The 23,078-nt window shown below is 39.4% G+C and carries 16 protein-coding genes and 2 tRNA genes; 9 read left to right on the top strand and 9 right to left on the bottom strand.

The annotated features are described in order from the left end of the window. Positions 1–36: 36 nt before the first annotated feature. The gene (locus IPM48_05385; protein MBK9271007.1) at positions 37–306 is read right to left on the bottom strand and encodes a hypothetical protein; all 270 of its coding nucleotides are present in this window, start codon (positions 304–306) and stop codon (positions 37–39) included. A gap of 178 nt (positions 307–484) precedes the next feature. Beyond that, a tRNA-Met gene (locus IPM48_05380) sits at positions 485–558 on the bottom strand. A gap of 222 nt (positions 559–780) precedes the next feature. Between IPM48_05380 and IPM48_05375 the strand changes: the two genes are divergently transcribed. Beyond that, positions 781–1,176, top strand: coding sequence for a hypothetical protein (locus IPM48_05375; GenBank protein MBK9271006.1), 396 nt, complete (start codon positions 781–783; stop codon positions 1,174–1,176). Here IPM48_05375 and bamA read toward each other — a convergent pair. Beyond that, the gene (gene bamA, locus IPM48_05370) at positions 1,173–3,668 is read right to left on the bottom strand and encodes an outer membrane protein assembly factor BamA (protein ID MBK9271005.1); all 2,496 of its coding nucleotides are present in this window, start codon (positions 3,666–3,668) and stop codon (positions 1,173–1,175) included. The genes IPM48_05375 and bamA overlap by 4 nt on opposite strands. 429 nt (positions 3,669–4,097) lie before the next feature. Between bamA and IPM48_05365 the strand changes: the two genes are divergently transcribed. The 7 genes from IPM48_05365 to IPM48_05335 all read left to right on the top strand — a co-directional run bounded on the left by IPM48_05365 (position 4,098) and on the right by IPM48_05335 (position 13,671). Beyond that, on the top strand, positions 4,098–4,577 hold the full coding sequence (locus tag IPM48_05365; protein MBK9271004.1) for a hypothetical protein: 480 nt from the start codon (positions 4,098–4,100) through the stop codon (positions 4,575–4,577). A gap of 1 nt (position 4,578) precedes the next feature. After that, entirely contained in the window at positions 4,579–5,397 is an 819-nt protein-coding gene (locus IPM48_05360) for a 2,3,4,5-tetrahydropyridine-2,6-dicarboxylate N-succinyltransferase (GenBank protein MBK9271003.1), read from the top strand. A gap of 10 nt (positions 5,398–5,407) precedes the next feature. Beyond that, positions 5,408–5,755 carry a carboxymuconolactone decarboxylase family protein gene (locus IPM48_05355; protein MBK9271002.1) on the top strand — a complete coding sequence of 116 codons (348 nt, stop codon included), beginning with the start codon at positions 5,408–5,410 and terminating at the stop codon, positions 5,753–5,755. A gap of 407 nt (positions 5,756–6,162) precedes the next feature. Then, positions 6,163–8,403 (top strand): CRTAC1 family protein, encoded by a 2,241-nt coding sequence (locus IPM48_05350; GenBank protein MBK9271001.1) that lies wholly within the window; start codon positions 6,163–6,165, stop codon positions 8,401–8,403. Between the two features lie 741 nt (positions 8,404–9,144). Then, positions 9,145–9,226, top strand: a tRNA-Leu gene (locus IPM48_05345). Between the two features lie 115 nt (positions 9,227–9,341). Then, the gene (locus tag IPM48_05340; GenBank protein ID MBK9271000.1) at positions 9,342–10,517 is read left to right on the top strand and encodes a hypothetical protein; all 1,176 of its coding nucleotides are present in this window, start codon (positions 9,342–9,344) and stop codon (positions 10,515–10,517) included. A gap of 16 nt (positions 10,518–10,533) precedes the next feature. Further along, the gene (locus IPM48_05335; protein MBK9270999.1) at positions 10,534–13,671 is read left to right on the top strand and encodes an ATP-dependent helicase; all 3,138 of its coding nucleotides are present in this window, start codon (positions 10,534–10,536) and stop codon (positions 13,669–13,671) included. Here the strand turns inward: IPM48_05335 and IPM48_05330 are convergent. Genes IPM48_05330 through IPM48_05315 form a run of 4 tightly spaced genes read right to left on the bottom strand, consistent with a single transcriptional unit; the run spans position 13,668 to position 17,943 of the window. Beyond that, complete coding sequence (locus IPM48_05330; GenBank protein ID MBK9270998.1) at positions 13,668–14,882, bottom strand: alanine dehydrogenase; 1,215 nt, start codon at positions 14,880–14,882, stop codon at positions 13,668–13,670. The genes IPM48_05335 and IPM48_05330 overlap by 4 nt on opposite strands. After that, positions 14,879–15,316, bottom strand: a complete 438-nt coding sequence (tsaE, locus tag IPM48_05325) for a tRNA (adenosine(37)-N6)-threonylcarbamoyltransferase complex ATPase subunit type 1 TsaE (protein ID MBK9270997.1) — start codon at positions 15,314–15,316, stop codon at positions 14,879–14,881. Before tsaE ends, IPM48_05330 begins: the two co-directional genes overlap by 4 nt. A gap of 53 nt (positions 15,317–15,369) precedes the next feature. Beyond that, a complete protein-coding gene (locus tag IPM48_05320) occupies positions 15,370–17,409 on the bottom strand; it encodes a hypothetical protein (protein MBK9270996.1) in 2,040 nt (679 codons plus the stop codon). 60 nt (positions 17,410–17,469) lie between these two features. Further along, positions 17,470–17,943 (bottom strand): DUF4199 domain-containing protein, encoded by a 474-nt coding sequence (locus IPM48_05315; protein ID MBK9270995.1) that lies wholly within the window; start codon positions 17,941–17,943, stop codon positions 17,470–17,472. 213 nt (positions 17,944–18,156) lie between these two features. Between IPM48_05315 and IPM48_05310 the strand changes: the two genes are divergently transcribed. Beyond that, positions 18,157–19,824, top strand: coding sequence for a SulP family inorganic anion transporter (locus IPM48_05310; GenBank protein ID MBK9270994.1), 1,668 nt, complete (start codon positions 18,157–18,159; stop codon positions 19,822–19,824). Here the strand turns inward: IPM48_05310 and gyrB are convergent. Together gyrB and IPM48_05300 are read right to left on the bottom strand one after the other, a co-directional pair. Next, positions 19,821–21,758 (bottom strand): DNA topoisomerase (ATP-hydrolyzing) subunit B, encoded by a 1,938-nt coding sequence (gyrB, locus tag IPM48_05305; GenBank protein ID MBK9270993.1) that lies wholly within the window; start codon positions 21,756–21,758, stop codon positions 19,821–19,823. The two genes, IPM48_05310 and gyrB, sit on opposite strands and share 4 nt — an antisense overlap. Before the next feature lie 136 nt (positions 21,759–21,894). Then, complete coding sequence (locus IPM48_05300; GenBank protein ID MBK9270992.1) at positions 21,895–22,914, bottom strand: AI-2E family transporter; 1,020 nt, start codon at positions 22,912–22,914, stop codon at positions 21,895–21,897. Positions 22,915–23,078: the final 164 nt, after the last annotated feature.

Genomic DNA, 23,078 nt, shown 5'->3' with positions numbered 1-23,078 from the left:
AATGGTTGAGATGTCAGGATGATAAATTGGAAAGTATCAGGTGGTGGTATTCCAATATGCCTGATTCTTGTCTGGAGTCGTATTCCAATATGCAGAATTGGAGTGGTCATCATGATTGGCCATATAGGCTGAATAGATGGATTTGATATCTTCAATATCAGAAGCACTGAGATCAGAACTAGGTGGCATATCGTATTTGGCGATATTAATGGCTTCCTCCATAGAGACGTCCAGAACTTCAGAAGGATATTGGGATCTCATGTCAGATGGCAGCACTTCGCCTAAGGTCAAATTTGATTTGTCCATGGTATTTTTGTTTTGTTTGTGCAAATATAATTTTTTATTCCGAAAGGGCTAAGGAAACCACCATTCTATTTGAAAACCGTTGAAAATAAATATTTTATATATTCCAATTGTAACTAGAGGACTTAAGTTTTGGAACAGGGTCAAGGAAAATGAAAGCAATCTAGCGGAGGTAAAAATGTAGCGTGGGGGAGGCTTGAACTCCCGACCTTGCGATTATGAATCGCACGCTCTGACCAGCTGAGCTACCACGCCATTTAAAGACCTGATAATGAACTGCTTAATAGTTTAATAGTTCAAAACGGATGGCAAAGATAGGAATTGTTTTGTTATAGTTTAAACCGGCTTTCTATTTTTAAAAATTTCCAGTTTCAGACTTTCATGTTTTCTATGGCTAAAATTTCTTAAGCCCTTTTTAACCAAAAAGGATTGGACAAACGATTATCTGCTTTGTCAAAGTCTCAAATGCAATTCCTTATGAAAAAGTCGTTCCTTAATTCCACCAGAAGATTATACATTCTCTTGCTGTGGGCGGGTTCATTTACCTTGTTGACATTCTGCACCAGAAAATCTCAAAATCATGGCAATGCTATAAAAGGTAACGATAAGAGCCAGACTGTAGCAGTTCATAAAGTAAAAAAGAGTGTTACAAAAAAATCCAAAGAATATGTTGTGAAAGATCCATCTGGTACAAATACCAAAGAGCTGGCGGATTCCATGGATCTAGTGGATTTGAAACTTACCAAAATGGATTCACAAATTCATCACAACAATGAACTCAACAAGGATAGTTTAGAATTAGAAAACTATTTTGCAGAGTTGGAAAAAATTGAAATTGATAGCTCGGATTTTGTGCTAATCGATGCAAATTAATCTGGTTCAAAGCCAAGAATAAAGTTAAATTGCGCGTAGCTTTTGATGGATGAATTTTGATCGGTCAGCCAGGGTTTGTCAAAGCCCCAACCATAATCAAAACCCAACAAGCCAAACATGGGTAAAAACACCCTTGCCCCAAATCCAGCAGCCCTTCTTAAATCAAATGGATTATATTCTTTGAAAGAATACCAGGAATTTCCTGCCTGATAAAAGCTTGTTACAAATATGGTAGCACTGGGATTGAGTGACAGAGGATATCTTAACTCTGCAGTGAATTTGTTGAAAATGGTAGCAAAACCCCGATCGATTCTGTTATTGTAATCATTGGTGGTGCGATAAGCGATGTCTTCAATCGAATATCCTCTCATGGCCACAATATCCCGGCCCAATAGACCGAAAGCCTGGTTGTTTAATCCGTTTCCGCCCATCTGAACTCTTTCAAAGGGTGGAGGACCTAATTTTTTGTTGTAATAGCCAAGAAAACTCATCTTGGCATTAAAACTAAAAACCAATTTATCAATAATATTGTAATACCACTCACCATCAAATCTCCATTTGTGATATTCTACAAATTTAAATTTTTCTTCCAGTGGAAGATCGTCGTAATTGGTGGTTTTTCTAAACAAAGAATATGGAAGGGTCAATTGTGCGGATAAACTAATTCTGGAACCTGTCCGTGGATAAAGGGGCTCGTTGATTGTGCTTCTTGTAATATTGTGTTTTAGAGATAGGTTGTAAAATGTCCCATCGCTTACTCCAAATTGAGGATTGTCCACCAAGCTAATTCGCTCCAGGTTTACAGAAGTAGATCGGATAAAATTGTCATCTGGCCAACGCAATTGTGAACCCAGTGCCGAGGTAAGTCTCATGCTGGTAAATTTTCCACCCTGTATGGTGGTTTGATCAAAGGAAGAATAACTGGCCGCTATGGTGAAAGAATTGGGTTTTTTACCTCCCAGCCAGGGTTCTGTAAATGAGAAGTTGTAGGTTTGAAAAAATTTCCCGTTGCTCTGGGCTCTCAAAGATAACTTTTGTCCATCACCCTGTGGCAAAGGTCTCCAGGAAGATTTCTTGAAAATATTCCTGGTGGAAAAATTATTAAAAACGACTCCAAGCGTTCCGATCAAACCAAAGGCACTAAATCCCGCTGATAATTCCAATTGGTCAGAGGGTCTTTCTTCCACTTTGTATTCCACATCTACAGTCCCTCTTCTTGGATTTACCGGTGTGTTGATTCCCATGGATTCAGGATTAAAAAAACCCAGGGCCATAATAGCCCTTTGAGAACGGATGATATCTGACCGACTGAATTTTTGTCCCGGACGGGTCCTCACTTCTCTTCTAACCACATGCTCATGGGTCCGATCATTCCCTGAAATTAAAACGCGGTCAATGGTAGCCGGCGGACCTTCTGTAATTCTAATTTCCACATCTACCGAATCTCCTATTATTCCACTTTCAAATGGCTCTGCTCTGAAAAACAAATAACCTTCATCCATGTACAAACTACTCACATCACGACCATCCTGACTAAAACTCAATCGTTTGTTTAAGAGTTCCTGATCGTACACATCTCCTTTTTGAATGGCAAGCACGTTGCGTATCTGGTCTTCCGAATAAAGGGAATTTCCCTTAATGACAATATTGCGAAAATAATACTTGTGACCTTCATGCAAAGAGAGATGAATGCGAAGCCTCTTGCGGCTTTTTCTCCAAACACTGTCGCTAATAATCCGGGCATCCCGATATCCTTTGTTGTGATAATAGTCGATTAGTTTCTGCTTGTCCTCTCGATAGAGATCTTCCTTGTACTTGGATTTTGAAAAAACCTGCCAAATTCTTTTGGTTTCCTTCAGTTGTTTTCGAAGTCTCCAGGATTTAATTTTCTCATTTCCATCAAAGCTGATGTTTGAAATTTTAAGCCTTGGTCCTTTGTCGATGTCGATCAACAACCTGACTGCATTGTCCTTCTTTTCATCGTTAAACTCAAAAATATTCACCCTGCAGTCCCAAAATCCTTTGTCGATGTAGTGATTTTTAATGCGGTACACAATGTTTTCCTTTACATCATCTGTAACAATGCTATTTTTTGATAATTGACTATTAACCAATTCATTAAGTTCCTCATGAGCACCTTTCTTTACGCCTTTAAAAGAATGTTTTACATATCGGGGCTTTTCGGTGACTTTTATTTCGACTATAACCGATTCGCCAGTAATATTTGAAAAGACAATTTCTACATTGCTGAATAATTTCTGTTTGTAGATTGATCTGATGGCCTGAGGAATTTCTGTGCCAGGTACACTTATTTTTTGCCCGGGTCGAAGGCCTGAGATGGCAATTATTGCTTTTTCATCACTGAAGTTATTGCCCTTGACCAAAACACTGGTAATTTCATAGGTTTTTTTATTGTAATCCAAAAACTCTGTTTCCTGAGCCATTGCAAAGCTGCAGCTTATTAAAAGAGTTAAAAAACCAACAATCCTCATAGATTCACAATTAAAACAAGCCATATAACGAAAAAATGGTACTTTGATTATCGCGCAAAGGTATTAATAAAGATCTTGAAAAGGGCAATTAGTTGCTCAGCAGAAAGCTTTGAGGATCAGCCAAATGATTAATTTTCATCCCTAAGGCATGCTTGGATTTACTAAAATTTGGATCAAAGATTTTAATCGTTTAGAAAGAACCGGCTATGATCTCCCAAGTCTCTTTATTTTTGCAAAAATTTGACATTGAAGTTTGTTGCCAAATTATTTTCCTATTTGTTTCATCCATTGTTTGGTTTTCCCTTCAGTTTTTTCATGCTTCTGTGTTTAAAACCACACTGGTTTAGCATAAGACATTTTAGCGAAGCAGGTCTTTTGTTTTTCTTGGTTTTGATCTACACCTGTTTTATTCCAATGATATCCATAGGATTGATGAAATTTGTTGGGCTGGTCAAAAGTTTTGAGATGGTGGAAAAAACGGAGAGAATACTTCCCCTCATGGTATGCTTCATTTTTTACCTCTGGATGTACATTAATTTAAAAAATGACACGACCCAACCAACTGCTTTTTTGGCTTTTTTATTGGGATGCATTATTGCCATAGGTTTGGCTTTTGTGATCAACAACTGGATTAAAATTAGCCTGCATGCCCTGGTCATGGGAGCTACTTTGACTTTCTGGTGGAAAATTAGAACGGGTGAAGGTTTTTTGGCAGATCATTATTTTCGCTTCAATGAAAGTTCAATCAGCGTTTTTCATTTAAATCACTGGATTTCCTTTTGGCTCCTGATGTGTGGAGTGGTCTTGAGTTCGAGATTGTATTTGGGTGTCCATAACAGGATGGAAATTTATTTGGGATTCGTATCCGGAATAATTGCAATTTTGCTGGGGTTTTCACATTGGAGCTAATATGAAAGATTTACAAAAGAGCATTGAAAAAATATGGGAGGACAGAAGTCTTTTGCATCAGGACGATTCAAAGAATTCTATCCGCGAGGTAATTGAACTTTTGGATAAAGGGCAAGTAAGGGTTGCCCAACAAAAGGATACTGGTGTATGGGAAGTCAACGAATGGATCAAAAAAGCCATCCTTTTGTATTTTCCTATTTCAGAAAACAAGATTATTCATGCAGGTGATTTGAAGTTTTATGATAAAATCTGCACCAAAACTGATTTTGATCAATTGGGTGTACGCGCAGTACCTCACGCCATCGCCAGGTATGGTTCCTTTGTAGAGAAAGGAGCCATTTTAATGCCGTCTTACGTCAATATAGGTGCTTATGTTGGTAGTGGCAGTATGGTAGATACCTGGGCAACGGTAGGCTCATGTGCCCAAATTGGAAAAAATGTACACCTCGCAGGTGGGGTGGGTATTGGAGGTGTACTAGAACCCCCCCAGGCTCAGCCCAATATCATCGAAGACGATTGCTTTATTGGTTCACGTTGCATTATTGTGGAAGGTACCATCATCGAAAGAGAATCAGTGCTTGGGGCCAACGTTGTTATCACTGCATCCACCCATATAATTGATGTCACTGGCAATGAACCGGTGCATTATCGGGGAAGAGTGCCTTCCAGATCAGTCGTTATACCTGGTAGTTATACCAAGGAATACCCAGCTGGTAATTTTCAGGTTCCATGTGCCTTAATTATCGGTAAAAGAAAAGAAAGCACCGATAAAAAGGTTTCCCTGAATGATGCATTGCGTGATTACGGGATTGGTCAATAAAATTTAAAACATGTCATTAAAATCAGAATTTGACGAATACAGATCAAGAATGAATGATCTGATTTTATCGCAGGATAATCTAGCACTTAAGCGTTTTTTTTCTTTGGACCATCAAATGTATCAGGAAGGGGCACTGGACGTGAAAACCAAAGAGTTGCTTGGATTGGTGGCTTCCATGGTTTTGCGATGCGACGATTGCATCAAATACCACCTTGGTAAATCCTTTGAATTGGGAGTCCAAACAAAAGAGATATACGAGGTATTTTCAATTGCCAACATGGTGGGAGGATCTATTTGCATTCCACATACCCGAAGGGCCGCTGAATACTGGCAGGAGCTAAGTCATTCCAACGAGTGATTGTATTTTTCCATTCAGCGAGAACTCAATCCCATGAAGAATTTAAATAATATCTCGTCTGAAGTCAACGCATTGAAAGAATTTCAACTTTCAAAAATCCCATTTCATCCTTCAGTTTTGGGATTTCATGGATTTGTACTAAAATTAGAACCAACCACCGCAGATCTATTTTTATTTCTTTGTACCTTTGATATTTATACCTCAATTTTCGATATTCTTGTTAAGTGATTTTGAAAGTTTTTCTACTTTATGGGACCTATTTTAAGTTATTCAAACTTTACCAATGAATTGTGCCATTTTGACAAGAATGGTTTTTAAATATTATCAGTTTTAATAATTCAATTTTAGCTTACAAAAAAATGCAAACATCTTATACAAATGTTATCGGATCGAATAAAATGAGTTTGATGGTTCAAAAACAACTACTCATTTTTGTATCTGCCTGTTTTATAACAAGTGGTTCCTGCAAGCTGGAAGACAAGAAAAAGGAAGATTCGAAGAGCATCGAGCAATATATTTCTGAAGTCAGGAATCAATTTAACCACAAGTCAAATACCTATGCATTAGATGCTATTATAGCCCACTGTGACGCCCAATTACTCACCAATTTGAATATGCAGGATCGATTACAAATGGAATTGAATCGGGCTGATGCACTCTTAAAAAAAGGCCTCAACAATTTAGCCATTGAGTCCTTGAATTTTATTATTCAACAAATTAAGGATCCATATAAACCCGAATACCAGGTGATTGGTCAGATGTATGCCTTGGCACACCTGCGTCTTGCCGAACAACAGAATTGTCTCAATAACCATTCAAATGAATCCTGTATTCTTCCAATAATGGGAGAGGGCATTCATAAAGACCAGTCTGCCAACAAAATTGCGATTGAAAGTTTTCTTAAATTACTAGAGCAAAATCCGACAGATTATGCTTCCAGATGGTTATTAAACATTGCCTATATGACCATTGGTGAATATCCGGACAATGTTCCGAAAAAATGGTTGGTGCCGGGATTAGACCAAAATCTATCCAAAACACCACTGAAGGCATTTGAAAATGTAGCGCCGGAACTTGGTTTGAATAGAAGAAATATGGCCGGGGGAGTCATCATAGAGGATTTTAACAATGATAAATTATTGGATATTGTGCTTTCAGATTGGGGATTGGATAGTAAACTGGAATATTTTATAAATGATGGTGTCGGTGGTTTTACAAAAGTTTCGGAGTCATCTGGTTTATCAAAAATAACAGGGGGCTTGAATATGTTGTGTGCGGACTATGACAATGATGGAGATTCCGATATATTGGTCTTGCGTGGCGGCTGGTATGAAAAATTAGGCAAAATTCCCAATTCACTGGTCAGAAATAATGGCGACAATACATTTACAGATGTCACGGTCGAAAGTGGAATTTTATCTTTTCATCCTACTCAGACAGGTGTATTCCAGGATTTTAACAATGACGGATTTCTTGACCTCTTTATTGGAAATGAATCTTCTCAAATGGACGATCCCCAACCGTGTGAGTTATTTATCAATAAAGGGGATGGTACATTTACAGAAGTGGCTAAAAAAGCAGGCTGCGATATAGTTCATTTCATTAAAGGCACTACTGCCGGAGATTATAACAACGATGGCCTTATGGACATCTTTCTATCCAGCGCTTATGGTGAGCGTTTTCTCTTGAAAAATACAGGAATTCAAGATGGTATTCCACAATTTACAAATGTGGCAAAGGAAGCAGGTTTACTTGATATCGTTATTCGGTGTTTCCCCACCTGGTTTTGGGATTTTAACAACGATGGCTGGTTGGATATTTTTATTAGTGGATATGAACCTGGAATAAACATTGCACATGCTGCTTGTACAGAAGCACTTCAGATTCCCAACGAAGCAAGCCATTTGTATTTATATAAAAACAATGGAGACGGTACTTTTACCAATATTTCAAAAAAGGCAGATCTACATAAAACTGTTTTAACGATGGGTGCAAATTTTGGAGATATTGACAATGATGGACATTTGGACATGTATTTGACCACGGGAAATCCAGGATTGACTTCACTGACGCCCAACAAATTATTCAGAAACAAAGGGGATGAGACCTTTGAAGATGTCACTTACGCGACCCGACTTGGAAACCTTCAAAAAGGTCATGGGGTATCTATCGCGGATATTGACAATGATGGAGATCAGGATATTTTTCATGAAATTGGTGGAGCTTATCCGGGAGATGCTTATTTCAGTGCCTTGTATACGAATCCAGGACAAAATAAAAACAACTGGATTAAAATCCAGCTTACAGGAAAAGAAACCAATGCCTCCGCAGTTGGGTCCAGAATAAAATTGACCTTCAAAGATAGAGGAAAACAAAGGTCTGTTTACAGAGATGTCAATACCGGTGGTAGTTTTGGCTGCAGTCCCATTCGAAGGGAGATTGGTATTGGGCAAGCGAAAATGATCGATGAAATAGAAATTACCTGGCAAAAGACCCAAAAGACCCTCAAGTTGAAAGATATTCAACCCAATCAGTTTATTTCCATTACGGAGGGAGAAGAAGGCTATAAAGTGCTTGATCTCAAAACCCTCACATTAAAAGGTGACAGCACCAAATTATTGATTTGTAATCCTGTTGTTATTCCATAATTGGCCTACTAAACCGAAGCAACTTCCCAAAACTCTAATATTTGAATGGCCATTTTGGCTTAAAGTACTTTTATTCCAAGCACCAGGCCATGACATCTTTTTACCATTGACTCTAAATTGGTGGGATACAAATTATATTCCAGAAAGGCTAAGAACAATGGAGCAGCCTTTCACCCACTTTATTTGCATCCTTCCATAAAATTTGATTGAAATAGGAATTTTCAATCGTCTGACCATTTTAGCATAAGCTTCGTATCAGTGGCAGCTTAATACCTGCAAAAAAAAAGCCCAAATTTGCACGGCGCAAATTCAGGCTCTTTCGACTAAGGTCTCAAAATAAGAAAACTACGATCTTTATCCAGGAAATGAATCCATTGGAATAATTTCTTTATGGTTTCGGCTTGTGACCAAAACCTCTAATTAAGTCTAATATAAATTTGAAAATCGGGGAGGTGTCCATTACGTTTAAAGACACTGTATTGGGATTTGGCGTAAAGGTATGTCACGCAGCTCAAATTTACAAGCATTTGGACTAAAATATTTAAAAAAAATTTATATATAAAGAATTGATATGTTGTGCATATTGTTCAACAATAAACCATAATGTATATATATAATTGATATTCAATATATTACATGTATTTCTTAGGGCGATGGCGTTTGCGGGTTCATTCTGGATTTGGTTTTCCATTTTCTTGTGGGATTTGCCCAAATGCCATAACTTTGCATTTCTCATTGCTTACCCGGGTGGTGGAATTGGTAGACACGTACGTTTGAGGGGCGTATGCCGCGAGGCTTGCAGGTTCAAGTCCTGTTCCGGGTACAATTTCCAATTTTAATGTATTTTTAAATAAATTGACTTCCATTTTGATGTAACCAAACTGGAATTAATCAGATCTAATCCTTTGTATCTATCCTTTAATTGAAATACTTTATTCATGAGATTTGTAATCCTTTATTTTTCATTCATTTTATTTTTTGGTGCCTGCACCTCAGCCCACAAGTTGATCGAAACGGGTAATTATGATCAAGCCATCCAGAAGCTATGTAAAAAACTGGCCGGGAGCCGAAATAAAAGCAGGGAGGATGTGGTTGATTTGGAATTTGCTTTTAAAAAAGCACAGGAAAGGGATCTCAATCTGGAGTCTGAATTCTTGTTGGAGGACGATGATGTAAAATGGGAGAAGATTTATAACATCCATACGAGAATAGAAGACAGGCAACGAAAGGTAGAAGCTCTGGTTCCTCTTGTTTCCAAAGATGGATACAAAGCTGGTTTTCATTTTATCAATACCAGCGAGAGAAAAAAAGAATCAAAATCAAATTCTGCGGAATACTTTTACAAATCAGCGGTGAGGCTACTCACCGAAAGCCAAAATACTGGAGATAAGCAGTCAGCCAGGGAAGCATACGATTTTGCGGTTAAAATACAAAATCTGTATTCCAATTACAAAGATGTCAACAACATTAAAAGACAAGCACAAGAATTGGGAACCAATTATTACCTGGTCAGAATGCTCAACAATACTCAGACGGTGATGCCGATACAGATGGAAAATGCTTTATTAAATATATCTGTGGCTGAACTGGATAAAAACTGGAAAAAATTTGATATGAGACCAAACCCCAATATCAAATATGACTATCATATTATCATGAATCTGACCAATCTAGATTTTAGCCCGGAAAGAGAAAGAATAAGACTAATAGAAGATGTATTTGAAATAGAAGAGGAAGAGTTGCTTGTTGATAAAAAAGGCAAACCCATCCTGGATAGTCTCGGTAAGAAACAATACACCAAAATTAAAGTGAAATATCCCTATACTGTTGAAGAAATCACCCAACTCAAATCTGCCATTCTGGGAGGAAGATTGGAATGGATTAATCTAAGCAATAAAAACATTGAATTTACAAGACCCCTGAATGTTGAAGCTGTATTTGACAATAAATTTGGAAGGCTAATGAAAGGAGACCGAGAAAAGATCCACGAAGAAGTTCAAAAAATTTTGCGCGGCAGAGCGATGCCATTTCCTTCCAATGAAAATATGATTTTGGATGCTGGTGAAAAATTAAAATTCATTGTAAAGGATTTTATCTTTGAAAGAGAAAGATAGACCACAAAATCACTCAATGAGAAGCCGCGAAGAACATCTGAAGAATTTTGAAAGGGAATATGCGAAGCTGAACTCTGCTCAGAAAAAAGCAGTGGATACCACAGAAGGTCCTGTCATGGTGATTGCCGGACCGGGTACCGGTAAAACTCAGATACTGGCTAGTCGCATCGCCAACATCCTTTTGAATAATACCGTTTTGCCATCCAATATTCTCTGCCTGACTTTTACCGATGCTGCAGTAGGCAATATGAAAAAACGCTTAAATGCAATGATCGGACCTGAATCTTATGATGTCGGTATTTTTACCTATCACTCTTTCTGCAATAAGGTGATTGTAGAGAATCCACATCTTTTTAATTTGTATGGGGATCACGCGTTGGCTGACGATTTGGATATCATTGAGTTGTTTTTGGAACTCTTAAATGCGCTTCCATCATCCAACCCTTTGTACTCATTGAAAGAAAACTACCATGACACGATTAAAAAATTAAAAAATCTATTCAGAGAAATCAAAAAAGAAAACTGGAATGCGACAGAAATGAAAAAAAATCTGGAGAACACCATAGAACTTTTACATCTGAATCCAGATCTACAATACAAGAGAAAACATCAAGAATTTGCCAAAGGCGAACTCAACCCATCCAGATATAAAAAAGCCCGGCTCGATCTCGAGAAAACACTTGCTGCTGTGGACCTTTATATTCATTATCAAGATGCGCTGAGTAAGAAAAATCTATACGATTTTGACGACATGATTTTATGGGTTATTGAAAAATTCAGCTCCAACCCAGACCTATTGGCGGATTATCAGGAGAAATACCAATACATTCTGGTAGATGAATACCAGGACACCAATGGTTCGCAGATGGAAATCGTGCGTTTGTTGGCTTCATATTGGGACTCGCCCAATGTTTTTGTGGTAGGTGATGACGATCAGGCCATCTTTCGCTTTCAAGGGGCCAATCTCAGCAACATGTCCGAATTTATCAAACAATATCAAGCCCAACTCATCGTATTGCAAGAAAACTACCGTTCCTCTCAAACGATTCTGGACGCTGCATCTCATTGCATTTCTCACAATCATCAAAGATTGGTTAATTACATCCAAGACCTTAGTAAAGATTTGACAGCATCCGGCAAATACCAATCCATTGAGCACAAGCCCGTGATTCTGCAAAATACAGATCCGCATTCTGAGGTTCATCTGGTGTGCCGAAAAATTAAGGAGTTAATCAGTTCAAAAGGAATCTCTCCTGATGCCATTGCTGTTCTGTATAGAAAGAATGCAGAATCAGAAGCCTATGCCAAAGCACTTGGTTCCATGGGTATTCCCTACCAAACCAGCAGGTCAATCGATGCATTAAAAGAACCTTTGACCGGGTCCATCATTCAGATCCTACAATACATCGAAAATGAAGAAAATACTCCCTTAACCAATGATCACATTTTATCCCATTTGCTGCATCAGCCTTTTTTAGGACTGGATACGATTGATCTTGCCAAGTTATTCTGGCGATTCAACCAACTCAAGGAAGAAACTTATGCCGATCCATCGCAGGATAACAAGCCGCTCAGTTTAAGACTCTGTATCGCGGAAGAAGATTTTCTTAGATCTGCTCAATTGAAATTCCCTCAAACTGTTCTTGACTTTTCACGATCTATTGAAAAACTCATCGCGGAAAAAAATATTTGCACGGTACAGGTATTGATAGAAAAAGTTTTGTATGAATTAAAAATCCTGGAGTACATTCTTGCCAATGAAGATAAACAGCATCTTTTGCAAGTTTTGAATGCTATCTTTGATTTTGTAAAAAAAATAAGCTCAAAGCAAACAAACCTTGGTTTGAAAGAATTGCTCCTGATTTTTCAAAAACTCATTTCCTATAATATATCTCTTGAAGTATCTTATTTTTCAGGATCATCACAGAGTGTCTTCTTAGGTACGATGCACAGCGCCAAAGGCCTTGAGTTTGATACCGTATTTATCGTTAATCAGACAGAAGCTTCCTGGAAACCTTTGCCCAATAAAAATTTTATTTTGCCCGATAAATATCTATGGGAAGAGACGCATTCAGCAGAAGATGACCGAAGATTATTTTACGTGGGAATGACCAGAGCTGAGAGACAGCTTTACATTTCCTTTCCAGACAAAAACATATCAGATAAAACAAGCAACCCCTCCAGGTTTGTCAACGAACTCTTGGAATCTGGTTTGGTGGAATTGAGGAAGGAGACCATTTCTTCTGAAGAGCTCACGGATCACATAGGACAGCAGTTGCAGTACCATCACAGAAATTTTGAGCAGATCGAAAGAGCATTGCTTGACCGGTTTTTAGAGAAATACGAGATGTCTGCTACTTCTTTGCAAAAGTATCTAAATTGTCCATTGCAATTTTACCATGAAACAGTATTGAGAATTCCCGGTGCGCGGACAGCTTATCTTGGATATGGCAATGCTGTACATCAGACTCTTGAAAAGTACTTCGCTGAAAATCTACAACGGTCAGATCTCAATGAGGAGAGACTCAAATTTCTATTTGGAAACGCCATGAGAAAATACAAATCTCACTTTACGGATTCTGAATATGTGAAGTATCTGCAAGAAGGAATTGTGCATCTTTCCGGATTTTTAAAGAAAAAGTCATCTGACTGGACAGGTGTGATACGCCATTCCATCGAATTAAGTTTTAAGAACAGAAGACATTTGTCTGTGCCAATATCGGGAAAAATAGACCGTATTGATTTTTTACCAAGCGGTGTTCGCATTGTGGATTACAAAACCGGTAACCCCAATTATCTAAAATCTAAAATAAAAGCACCGAATGAAAAAAATCCCCATGGCGGTGACTACTGGTTGCAAATGGTGTTTTACAAAATTCTTCTCCAAACAGAATCTCATTTGTATCCATCCTTGCTGGATGGAGTTTTCTACAACATTGCACCTGACCAATACGGTGAATATCACAGCGCGCATTTAGCGCCCAGTGCACAAGATATTGCCTTGGTGGGAAATTTGATAAGCGAAACTTACGACAAAATAAAAAATGGAATATTTACACCGGGATGCGGGAAGGAAGATTGTGTATGGTGTCGGTATTACCAACAAAAGAAACTTAGTCTTCCCGAAACTGATTTTGAAACGGAAGAAGATTAAATAATGGATGTAAGCAAGAGTTCTAAATTGGTGTATTTAATTCCAAATCTTTTACTCAGGTATTCATTGGTTAAACATCCTTTGTAGGTATAGATTCCATTTCTCAAGCCCTTATACTGATACAGTATTTCTTCAATACTACCTGCATCTCCGGCTCTTTGCAGAATGGGTGTTATAATATTGCTAATGGCAATAGAAGCGGTGCGGGATACCTTTGAAGCGATATTGGGAACTCCATAATGAATCACTCCATGCATTACTCGTGTGGGCTGGTCATGCGTGGTTAATTGACTTGTTTCAAAACAGCCACCTTGATCTATGGAAACATCAATAATGACAGAACCTGGTTTCATTTGCATGACCATTTCTTCAGTGACCACGACAGGAGTGCGACCTATTTTCGAATGGATGGCACCAATCACTACATCGGCTGAAACCAGTTGTTGAAGCAATGAAACCGGATTTAAGGATGAAGTGTACAAGGGTATTCCAATTCTGCTTTGAATACGAGTCAACTTGTGTATTTCGTCGTCAAAAATACGCACCGAGGCTCCAAGGGCCAACGCTGCCCTGGTGGCAAATTCTGCCACCACTCCGGCACCCAGGATCAACACCTTGGATGGAGGCACACCACTAACTCCTCCTAACAATACCCCGCGTCCCTTATTGGTATTGGTGAGTAGTTCTGCCGCAGTGTGAATCACCGCCAATCCTGCAATTTCGCTCATAACACGAACCAAAGGAAAACTATTGTCTTCTGATTGCATATACTCCATCGCCAACGCTGTGACTCTTTTCTGCCGAAGAATTTGTATATAATCGGGTTGAATCATTGGAAGATGCAAAGGGGAAATGAGAATTTGATTTGTTTTGAAGAGATTCAAATCTTCCAGGGTAGGAGGAGAAACTTTAAGTATCACATTGGCTTCAAATACCTTCTGTTTGGATGAACAGATTTCTGCCCCGGCTTCCGCATAATTGTGATCGCTGAAATTGGATTTTTCGCCTGCCCCTGCTTCCACCCAGACCTGATGGCCTCTTGCCACCAAATTGTGAACCGAATGCGGTACCAAGCCCACTCTATTCTCGTGGTAAAAACTTTCTTTAGGAATACCGATGCTTATTGAATTTTTGGCCTTTAGAAAATCCTTCATTTCTACTTGTGTCTGGGTAAAATTCTTTTCAACCGGAAAATAAACTGGATGACTCATGATATCAAGTTTAAAGTATATTTTCTAGAGTCAATTCCAACCGGGGAAATTTGAATCCAGGCATATTTTTCATGTTGCAGGTATGACCGGATCAACTCGGGCCATTCAATAATGATAAGGCTATTCGCAAATAGATATTCCATCAATCCGGAGTCATGTGCCTCCTCTAAGCTATTTAGTCTGTATAAATCAGCGTGATAAATGGTTTCAAATCCAAAAGGATTGGGCTTACAGGAATATTGATTCACGATGGAGAAAGTGGGACTACTCACTTCGTGTTCAAAGCCAATCATCCTTCCAAACTGTCTGACCAAATGAGTTTTTCCACCTCCAAGATTTGATTCGAGACACCATATTTTAAAAGGCAGCATGATATGAATCCATTCAGATAAAACAGCATCCGGTATTACAGGACCTGACTCAAACTCGTACATCAGTACAAAGGTACAAACTAGATTAAGAACTACATTATAATTGAGTCAAGCCCTTAAGGTATTGCGATTTTGTCGATATATTTTTCATCCTGGCCTTGAATCGAAAGAAGTATTGTACTTCCCCCTAATTTTTGTAGATCAAAATCCAGTTCATTCAATCCTTGATTCAAGCTATACCGATTGCTTGTGAATAATGTTTTTCCTTCAAGACTCAACAAAGTGATATGGCAGATTTGAGAAGTTTCTGCATGAATCAATATTTTGTTGCTTGTGCCTGTTGATCCAATCCAAGAATGAAATCCGGCTTTCTTTTTTCCAGACCATTCTAATTGGCCACTGGGTGATAGCTCAGTAAGCACAGTCATCACAGAATATCTGTCGATCATTATACGTGATTCGTTATTTTGTAAAGTTACCGTTCTAGATTGCCAATAGTTGTTTTCTGAAGAATAAAAAGCCCTCGGATTGTGAAAGTTGGCAGGCCAAAGGATGCTCAATGCCTGCTGAGTAGAACTTGCATTTATGATTACGGTAACTAAAGTTTTGGAGGATTCATTGTAATAACTGGAGGAATGGATCCCTTGTGCTGCGTTTAGCTGGGAACCCAATAATACCGAACCGGGTCTTATGAATTTGAAAAAATGTTTTGCCGCCACATATTTCGGTGAGTTTTCTCTGAGAGTTGGACTGGTGAGGCCCTGATCAGAAACATTGCCGTTGGCATCTACATCAGAAAAAGTCCAATAAATCCATGCACTTTCCACCCCTGTCGTCAGCGCTTGATGAATTTTAAGGGCTATGCTAAATCCTCCTTGCCCGGGGAATCCAGTTTTAGGAAAGATCCAATCGTAATGTTCTCCGGAGGTCTCTGTCATCCAACTTTTCTTGCCAAAATGGGTAAAGCCATTTACATTGGACGGGATTCCGGCTGCAGGACTGCTGGTCCAACCATTGGCCCACCATTGCCAGGTTCTCGGGTCAGATCCGGCCGAACTAACACCATCTGAAGCATACCCGTGAATACAAAAAAAATCGAGTGCATTTTTTGCTTCCTGATCGTTGTCAATATTTCTGAGATATTGAAGATTTTTGTGGATTGGGCCACCGTATTCCCACAAACCGTACGCATCTCCACCCAATAGGTCTTCCGGGCCCATGATCTTAATGTCTTTCAATTCCGGGTATTTGTCAAACTCAGTTCTTACCAACTTTAATGCCGCGATATATTGGGAAGAAAGTGGATACGTAGCGCTGTTGTAAAATTGTTCAAAATTCAATTCATTCTGAATACTGATGGAATAGAATTTTACCTTGTGAAATCTTTGGTATCCTGCAATATAAGCTGCGGTGCTTCGGGCAAATTGAGTCAACGCACTGGTTGGACCACTGCCTCCCATGGATTGATCATTAAATACTTGCAATGGTGTATTGGACACATCCAATCTTCCTCCTGCAAAATTACCTCCCCATACAAAAGGCCAGGGTGTATTTTGTACCGGACCAGGCCACCAATTTTGGTTGTATCGATTGCCCGAAGATATTTTTACCCAAGGTAATGGAGACCAAATAGATCCTGTCAGAATTCTTGGATTCCCAGCCGCTTGTTCTTCCGAAAGTTTGAGGAGAGCCTGATTGCTTTGATATCTGAACAAAGGAATATTCCTTTCTAAATCTGGTCCCATGACTGCTATTGGAGCTGATCTGCCTCCAAAAGTTCTCCCATAATCCTGTGCGCTGGTATAAGTTCTGACCCTGTTTCCTTCAGGTCCATTTGGATTGGCTGGATCTTCCAGATTAAAAACCGAACGTGTCTGAGATCCCATAAACCAAGGAGAATAATAACTGAGATCAGAGTAAGGCGACACAAGCACAGGTGTAAGATCCACCCTAAAAATACTGCAATCCATGTCTTCGAAAAATAACTGGTTCCACCAACTTTGATTGAGCACCTCACCAGATTGGTGAGCTCCAAATCCATCAATGGTGTGCAGGCGTCTGTTAAAATCCAAGGTGAGGATGTTTGTTTGAGCCAGAAGGTCTGAGTTCTTACAGCAGAAACTAGTAATTAAAAAAAGGATTATTGTGTTTTTCATCATTGGATATTTTTAAATAGGACCTTCTTTTTGATCAGATTGCTGCAAAGGAAAATAAAATTATTTGCTTCGCATAAAATATGCCGATACGGCGGATGTCAAAGTTCCCATCACCGGAGTTGAAAATGTAGCCTGGTACATGTAAACTTTGAGATTAAAATACGCTTCAGCGTCCGTGCGGGAAGTTCCTTTTCCAATGCTGTATTCAATGGCATTTTGAAAATATGCTGGAGTGATCCATACTGAAATGATGTATTGGCTCAAAGGCGTCAAAAGGGTGATAAAACCCGTGATCCATAATCCAGAAATAAAACCATCCATGAAAGTCATTTTGCCGCTGAGCATATTCTGTTTTTTCTCTTTCAAAGCAAGAAAATAAATTAACAATGAGGGTGCAACTATCAGCATCGTGATCCTTGGATGGACATCAATATAACGATCATGCAGACCGGCAAGTCTTTCCAAAAACATCCAGATCCAGGTCATAAAAATAAAAAGCAAAGCCCACTTAAATTCAATTTTTAAATTCTTCAACTCCATTGCATCATTGATATATGGCAAAAGTAATCTGAAAAAACCAAACCAAGTTTCTCATCCATAGCAATTCCCAAACAATCATGAAAGTATTTAAATAGAATCCTCTTTATCTTTGGGAATTCAAATCAAGGCATTATTTGAATCATTTGATTTGGTCTGTTCTTTGTGATTATCCAGGATTATTTAAAATTGAAAAAGTTATTATTTCCAATACCTTCTAAAGGAGATTTCTTCGGCGGTCTGACTGCCGGAATAGTTGCATTGCCATTGGCGTTGGCATTTGGGGTACAATCTGGTTTGGGCCCTGCCGCTGGTTTGTACGGAGCTATCATTTTGGGGTTTTTTGCGGCCTGGTTAGGTGGCACACCGGCTCAAATTAGTGGGCCCACGGGTCCAATGACTGTCATTACTGCTGCTACGATTGGTTCTCTGGTGGGTTTAGTCGGAAGTGTTGAGAAAGCCTTACCCGCTATCATCGTTTGTTTCGTTTTAGCAGGCCTAATACAAATCATTTTGGGATTGATCCGACTTGGTGACTATATCAAGTACATTCCATATCCGGTCATTTCCGGATTTATGAGCGGGATAGGTTTGATTATCATTTTATTGCAAATTTTTCCGGCATTTGGAATGGAATCTCCACAGACCACGGTTGAGGTTATTCAAAAAATCTCCCAGATCCCAAATGGATTTAACCCTTATGCCATATTCTACACTTTTCTGACCATTGTCATAATCTATCTTTTCCCTAAACTAAAAACCGGAGTGCCCAGTAGTCTTGTGGCATTGGTCGTGGTCTCCTGCCTGGCTCAGTTGACTTTTTGGCAGGTACCAATCATCGGGCAAGTACCAAATGGATTTCCATCACCCCGAATGGGTGGTTGGTTCGATATTCCTTCTCATGCATGGTTATTGATCATTAATTCCGCTGCTACACTGGCTGCTTTGGGTGCCATCGATTCTCTCCTGACCTCTGTGGTGGCAGACAATCTGACGAGGACACGTCACCACAGCAATCAGGAGTTGATTGGTCAAGGAATCGGTAATTCCCTTGCTGGCTTGTTTGGAGGAATACCCGGTGCGGGTGCAACCATGCGGACACTTGTCAATGTGAGCTCCGGAGGCAAAACCAGATCTTCAGGGATGATCCACGGTCTGGTTCTTTTGTTGATTTTATTGGGATTGGGTAAATATGCCGCATTAATTCCCAAATCGGTTCTTGCTGGAATTCTATTTGCGGTGGGATTGTCAATATTGGATTACAAGGGAGTCCGCCATGTTTTTAAAGTACCACGACATGATGCCATCGTAATGGTGCTGGTTTTCATTGTAACCGTTTTTTTGGATTTATTGGTGGCTGTGGGTATTGGTGTCGTCATGTCGAGCATCCTTTTTATGATTCAGCTGGGTGAACTAATGGAAGAAAGGAGCACCTTAAAATCCATTGATTCAGCCCATCCCGAAGACCAATTTCTGATACGCAATGAAATTCCAAGCCAGCATTTGCCAAATATAGTAATTGATTATCTAGATGGGCCTTTGTTTTTTGGATATGCCAATTCATTTCAAAAGAAATTTGCCAAAGTCCCCGAGGCCAGATTTATGATCCTGAATATGGAAAAAGTGCCTTTTGTGGATCAATCTGGTTTGTACGCCATGGAGGAAGTCATATTAAGCAGCGAAACCAAAAGTGTGGACATCCTGTTGGTGGGATTACAAGCCCAACCCAAAGCCAGGTTTAGATCCATTAACATTATCCCTGATTTAATTAGCGATGACAATGTATTTGAAAATATGGAAGCTTGTGTAAAATGGATAAAGAATTACTATTTGAAACTTGAACTTACAAAATCCAAATCTGATATCGGAGCAGATTAGATGTCAATTCTTGCATATTGCGCATTTTTCTCAATAAATGCACGGCGTGGAGGCACGTCATCCCCCATTAACATACTGAAGAATTGATCTGCTTCCATTTCACTTTCTATAGCAACTTTAATCAGAGACCTCTTTAATGGATCCATTGTGGTTTCCCAAAGTTGTTCGGCATTCATTTCTCCAAGACCTTTGTAACGTTGAATATGGACCGAGTCCTCTTTGCCTCCTGAGAGTTTTTCTGTAATTTCTTTTCTTTCTTTCTCATTCCAGGCGTATTCAGATTTGTTGCCCTTTTTGATCAGGTACAATGGAGGTCTGGCAATGTACAGATATCCCTGCTCTATCAATTGTCTCATGTACCGATAGAAAAATGTGAGGATCAATGTCGCGATATGACTGCCATCCACATCAGCGTCGCACATTATGACAATCTTGTGGTATCTCAACTTGCTGGTATTTAATATTCTCTCGCCCTCTTCATTTTCCTGAATGAAAACCCCCAAGGCAGTAAAGATATTTTTGATTTCTTCGTTTTCGTAAATTTTGTACTCCAGGGCTTTTTCGACATTCAGAATTTTACCTCTAAGCGGCATAATGGCTTGAAAGTGCCGATTACGGCCTTGTTTGGCCGTGCCACCTGCTGAATCCCCTTCCACCAGAAACAGTTCTGATTCTTCTGCATTCTTTGATGAACAGTCAGCCAGTTTGCCGGGCAAACCACCACCACTCAAAACATTCTTACGCTGGACCAATTCGCGGGCTTTTCGGGCAGCTTCTCTGGCCGTCGCTGCCAGGATGACTTTATCAATGATTCTTCTGGCCTCTCTTGGATTTTCTTCCAGAAAAGAACTCAGTGCGTCACCCAGGATTCTCGATACGATTCCAACCACTTCAGAATTCCCCAATTCTCCTTTGGTTTGACCTTTAAATTGTGGTTCCGGCACCTTGACGGAGATGATTGCCGTCAACCCTTCCCTAAAATCATCCCCACTGATTTCCATTTTGAGTTTTGAAAACAGACCATTGTCATCGCCATACTGCTTAAACACTCTTGCAAGTGCTCTTCTAAAACCTGACACATGGGTACCCCCGTCTCTGGTATTGATGTTGTTGACATAGGAGAAAACATTCTCCTGATAGCCTGTATTGTACATCAATGCTACTTCGACTTCTACATTGTCTTCCTTCCCTTTAACAAAAATCGGTTGTTCTGTCAGTGGAGTTCTGCTCTGATCCAGGTAAAGAGCGAATTCTCTTAGTCCACCCTCCGAATAGAACAACTCATCTTTTGAATTTTCATCTCTGTCATCTCTCAAATAGATGTGCAAACCGGAATTCAAAAATGAAAGCTCCCTTAAACGATGAGCCAGAGTATCATAGTTGAATATTAAAGTTTCAAATATCTGTTCATCGGGCAGGAATGTAACGGTTGTGCCTCGGTCATTGGCTTCACCAATTAAGCTTACTTCTGATCTTGGAATTCCCCTTTCATATTCCTGCATGTATTTTTTACCCTCTCTTCTGACTTCAACTTTGACGTATGAAGAAAGAGCATTTACGCAAGAAACCCCGACACCATGCAAACCACCTGATACTTTGTAGGAATCTTTATCAAATTTTCCACCCGCATGCAATACCGTCATTACCACTTCTAGGGCTGATTTACCCAGTTTTTCATGGATGTCCACCGGAATACCTCGCCCATTGTCACTGACCGTGATGGAGTTGTCCTTATTTATGACCACATAAATATGGCTGCAATGTCCCGCCAAATGCTCATCGATGGAGTTGTCAACCACCTCCCAGACAAGGTGATGCAATCCTTTTACATCGGTACTGCCAATGTACATTCCCGGTCTCCGTCTAACGGCCTCCAATCCTTCGAGTGCCTGAATGCTACTGGCACTGTATTCACTTCCTTTCTGAGCTGTCATTGTATTTTTTAAAAATGCCTGCAAAGATACTGAATTGAACGCTTATTTTCAAAGAATAATACTATGAAAAAGAAGCCTTAAAATATAACAAAAATCAACAAATCCAATGAGAGAGAAATGACTCAAAGTCATTTGGTCAGGTGGGCATTCTACCCGTATAATGTTTGGAATAAATGTCAATCAACAAGATAAGGGAAGAAATTAAAATTGGACCAAAAATCAAACCCAAAAATCCAAACACTTTTATCCCAATGATTACACCAAAAATAGTGATCAGTGGGTGCGTATTCCCAATCTTATCTTGCAACCAAAAACGGAACACATTGTCCACGGACCCCACCAATAAAAAGCAATACAGAAATAAAAAAATGCCATAGTATTCATTGCAATTGTACATCAACATGATCGATAATGGAATATATATCAACATGGAGCCAATCACTGGTACAAAAGATGTAAGAAATGTCATAAAAGTCCATAACAGAGGTTCCGAAACTCCGGCAATCATATAACCGACCATGGCCACCAAGCTTTGGAATAAAGAGACCAAGGGCACTCCCACCGCATTGCTGAAGACCATACTATTCAGATGCTTTTTTAGCTGCTCGCCAACATTTTGATCCAAGGGTAATAGATGGGTGATTCTCTTTTCAATTTTCTTGGTATTCATGAGCAAATAATAGAGAATAAAATACATGATGAGCAGAATGGCAATGCTATTAAGAGTGGCAGAAATTATATTGCCGCCTTCTTTGACCAACCAATCTCTTGCTGAAACAATGGATTCTTCGGACACCACATCAATTCCAATTCGCAGCTCCAGGTCACGGGAAAATTGCTCCAGATAACTAAAGATTTCCCTTGAATTCTGCAAATGGGGCAAGAGTCGGGTACTGAAAACTCTCAGCATGGCTTGTGCCGGTAAAACCAAGACTATAAGTGTCCCAAGAATTAAAGTCAGTGTAGACAATAATGGAGGCCACTTTTTTCTGACCGTCAGATAAAAATGGGGTCTCCTCAAAAGAATGTAGAGCGTGTATGCTCCTAAAAAAGAAGGCAAAAACATCTTCAGTTCCCAAAACACAATTCCCAATAACAAAAGAATCAATCCAATGAGTACGATCTGTCGGATGAGTTGATTAGAAATGACCTGCATAAATCCAATGTATTGGTCACAAAAGTAGTGGCTAAATCCATATAAAAGCAGCCAAATCTTTGTTACTTGGTAAATTGGTTTCGTTGGTCCATACTCCACACCAACAGGAATTCAAAATGCAATGGGGCCTTCTGTAAAGCAAGGCAGCTTGCTAGTTCACGAGC

The organism is Saprospiraceae bacterium (genome assembly GCA_016715965.1).
Lineage (GTDB): Bacteria > Bacteroidota > Bacteroidia > Chitinophagales > Saprospiraceae > Vicinibacter.
The sequence above is the reverse complement of the archived record's forward strand: the minus strand, read 5'-3'. Positions and strand labels throughout refer to the sequence as shown.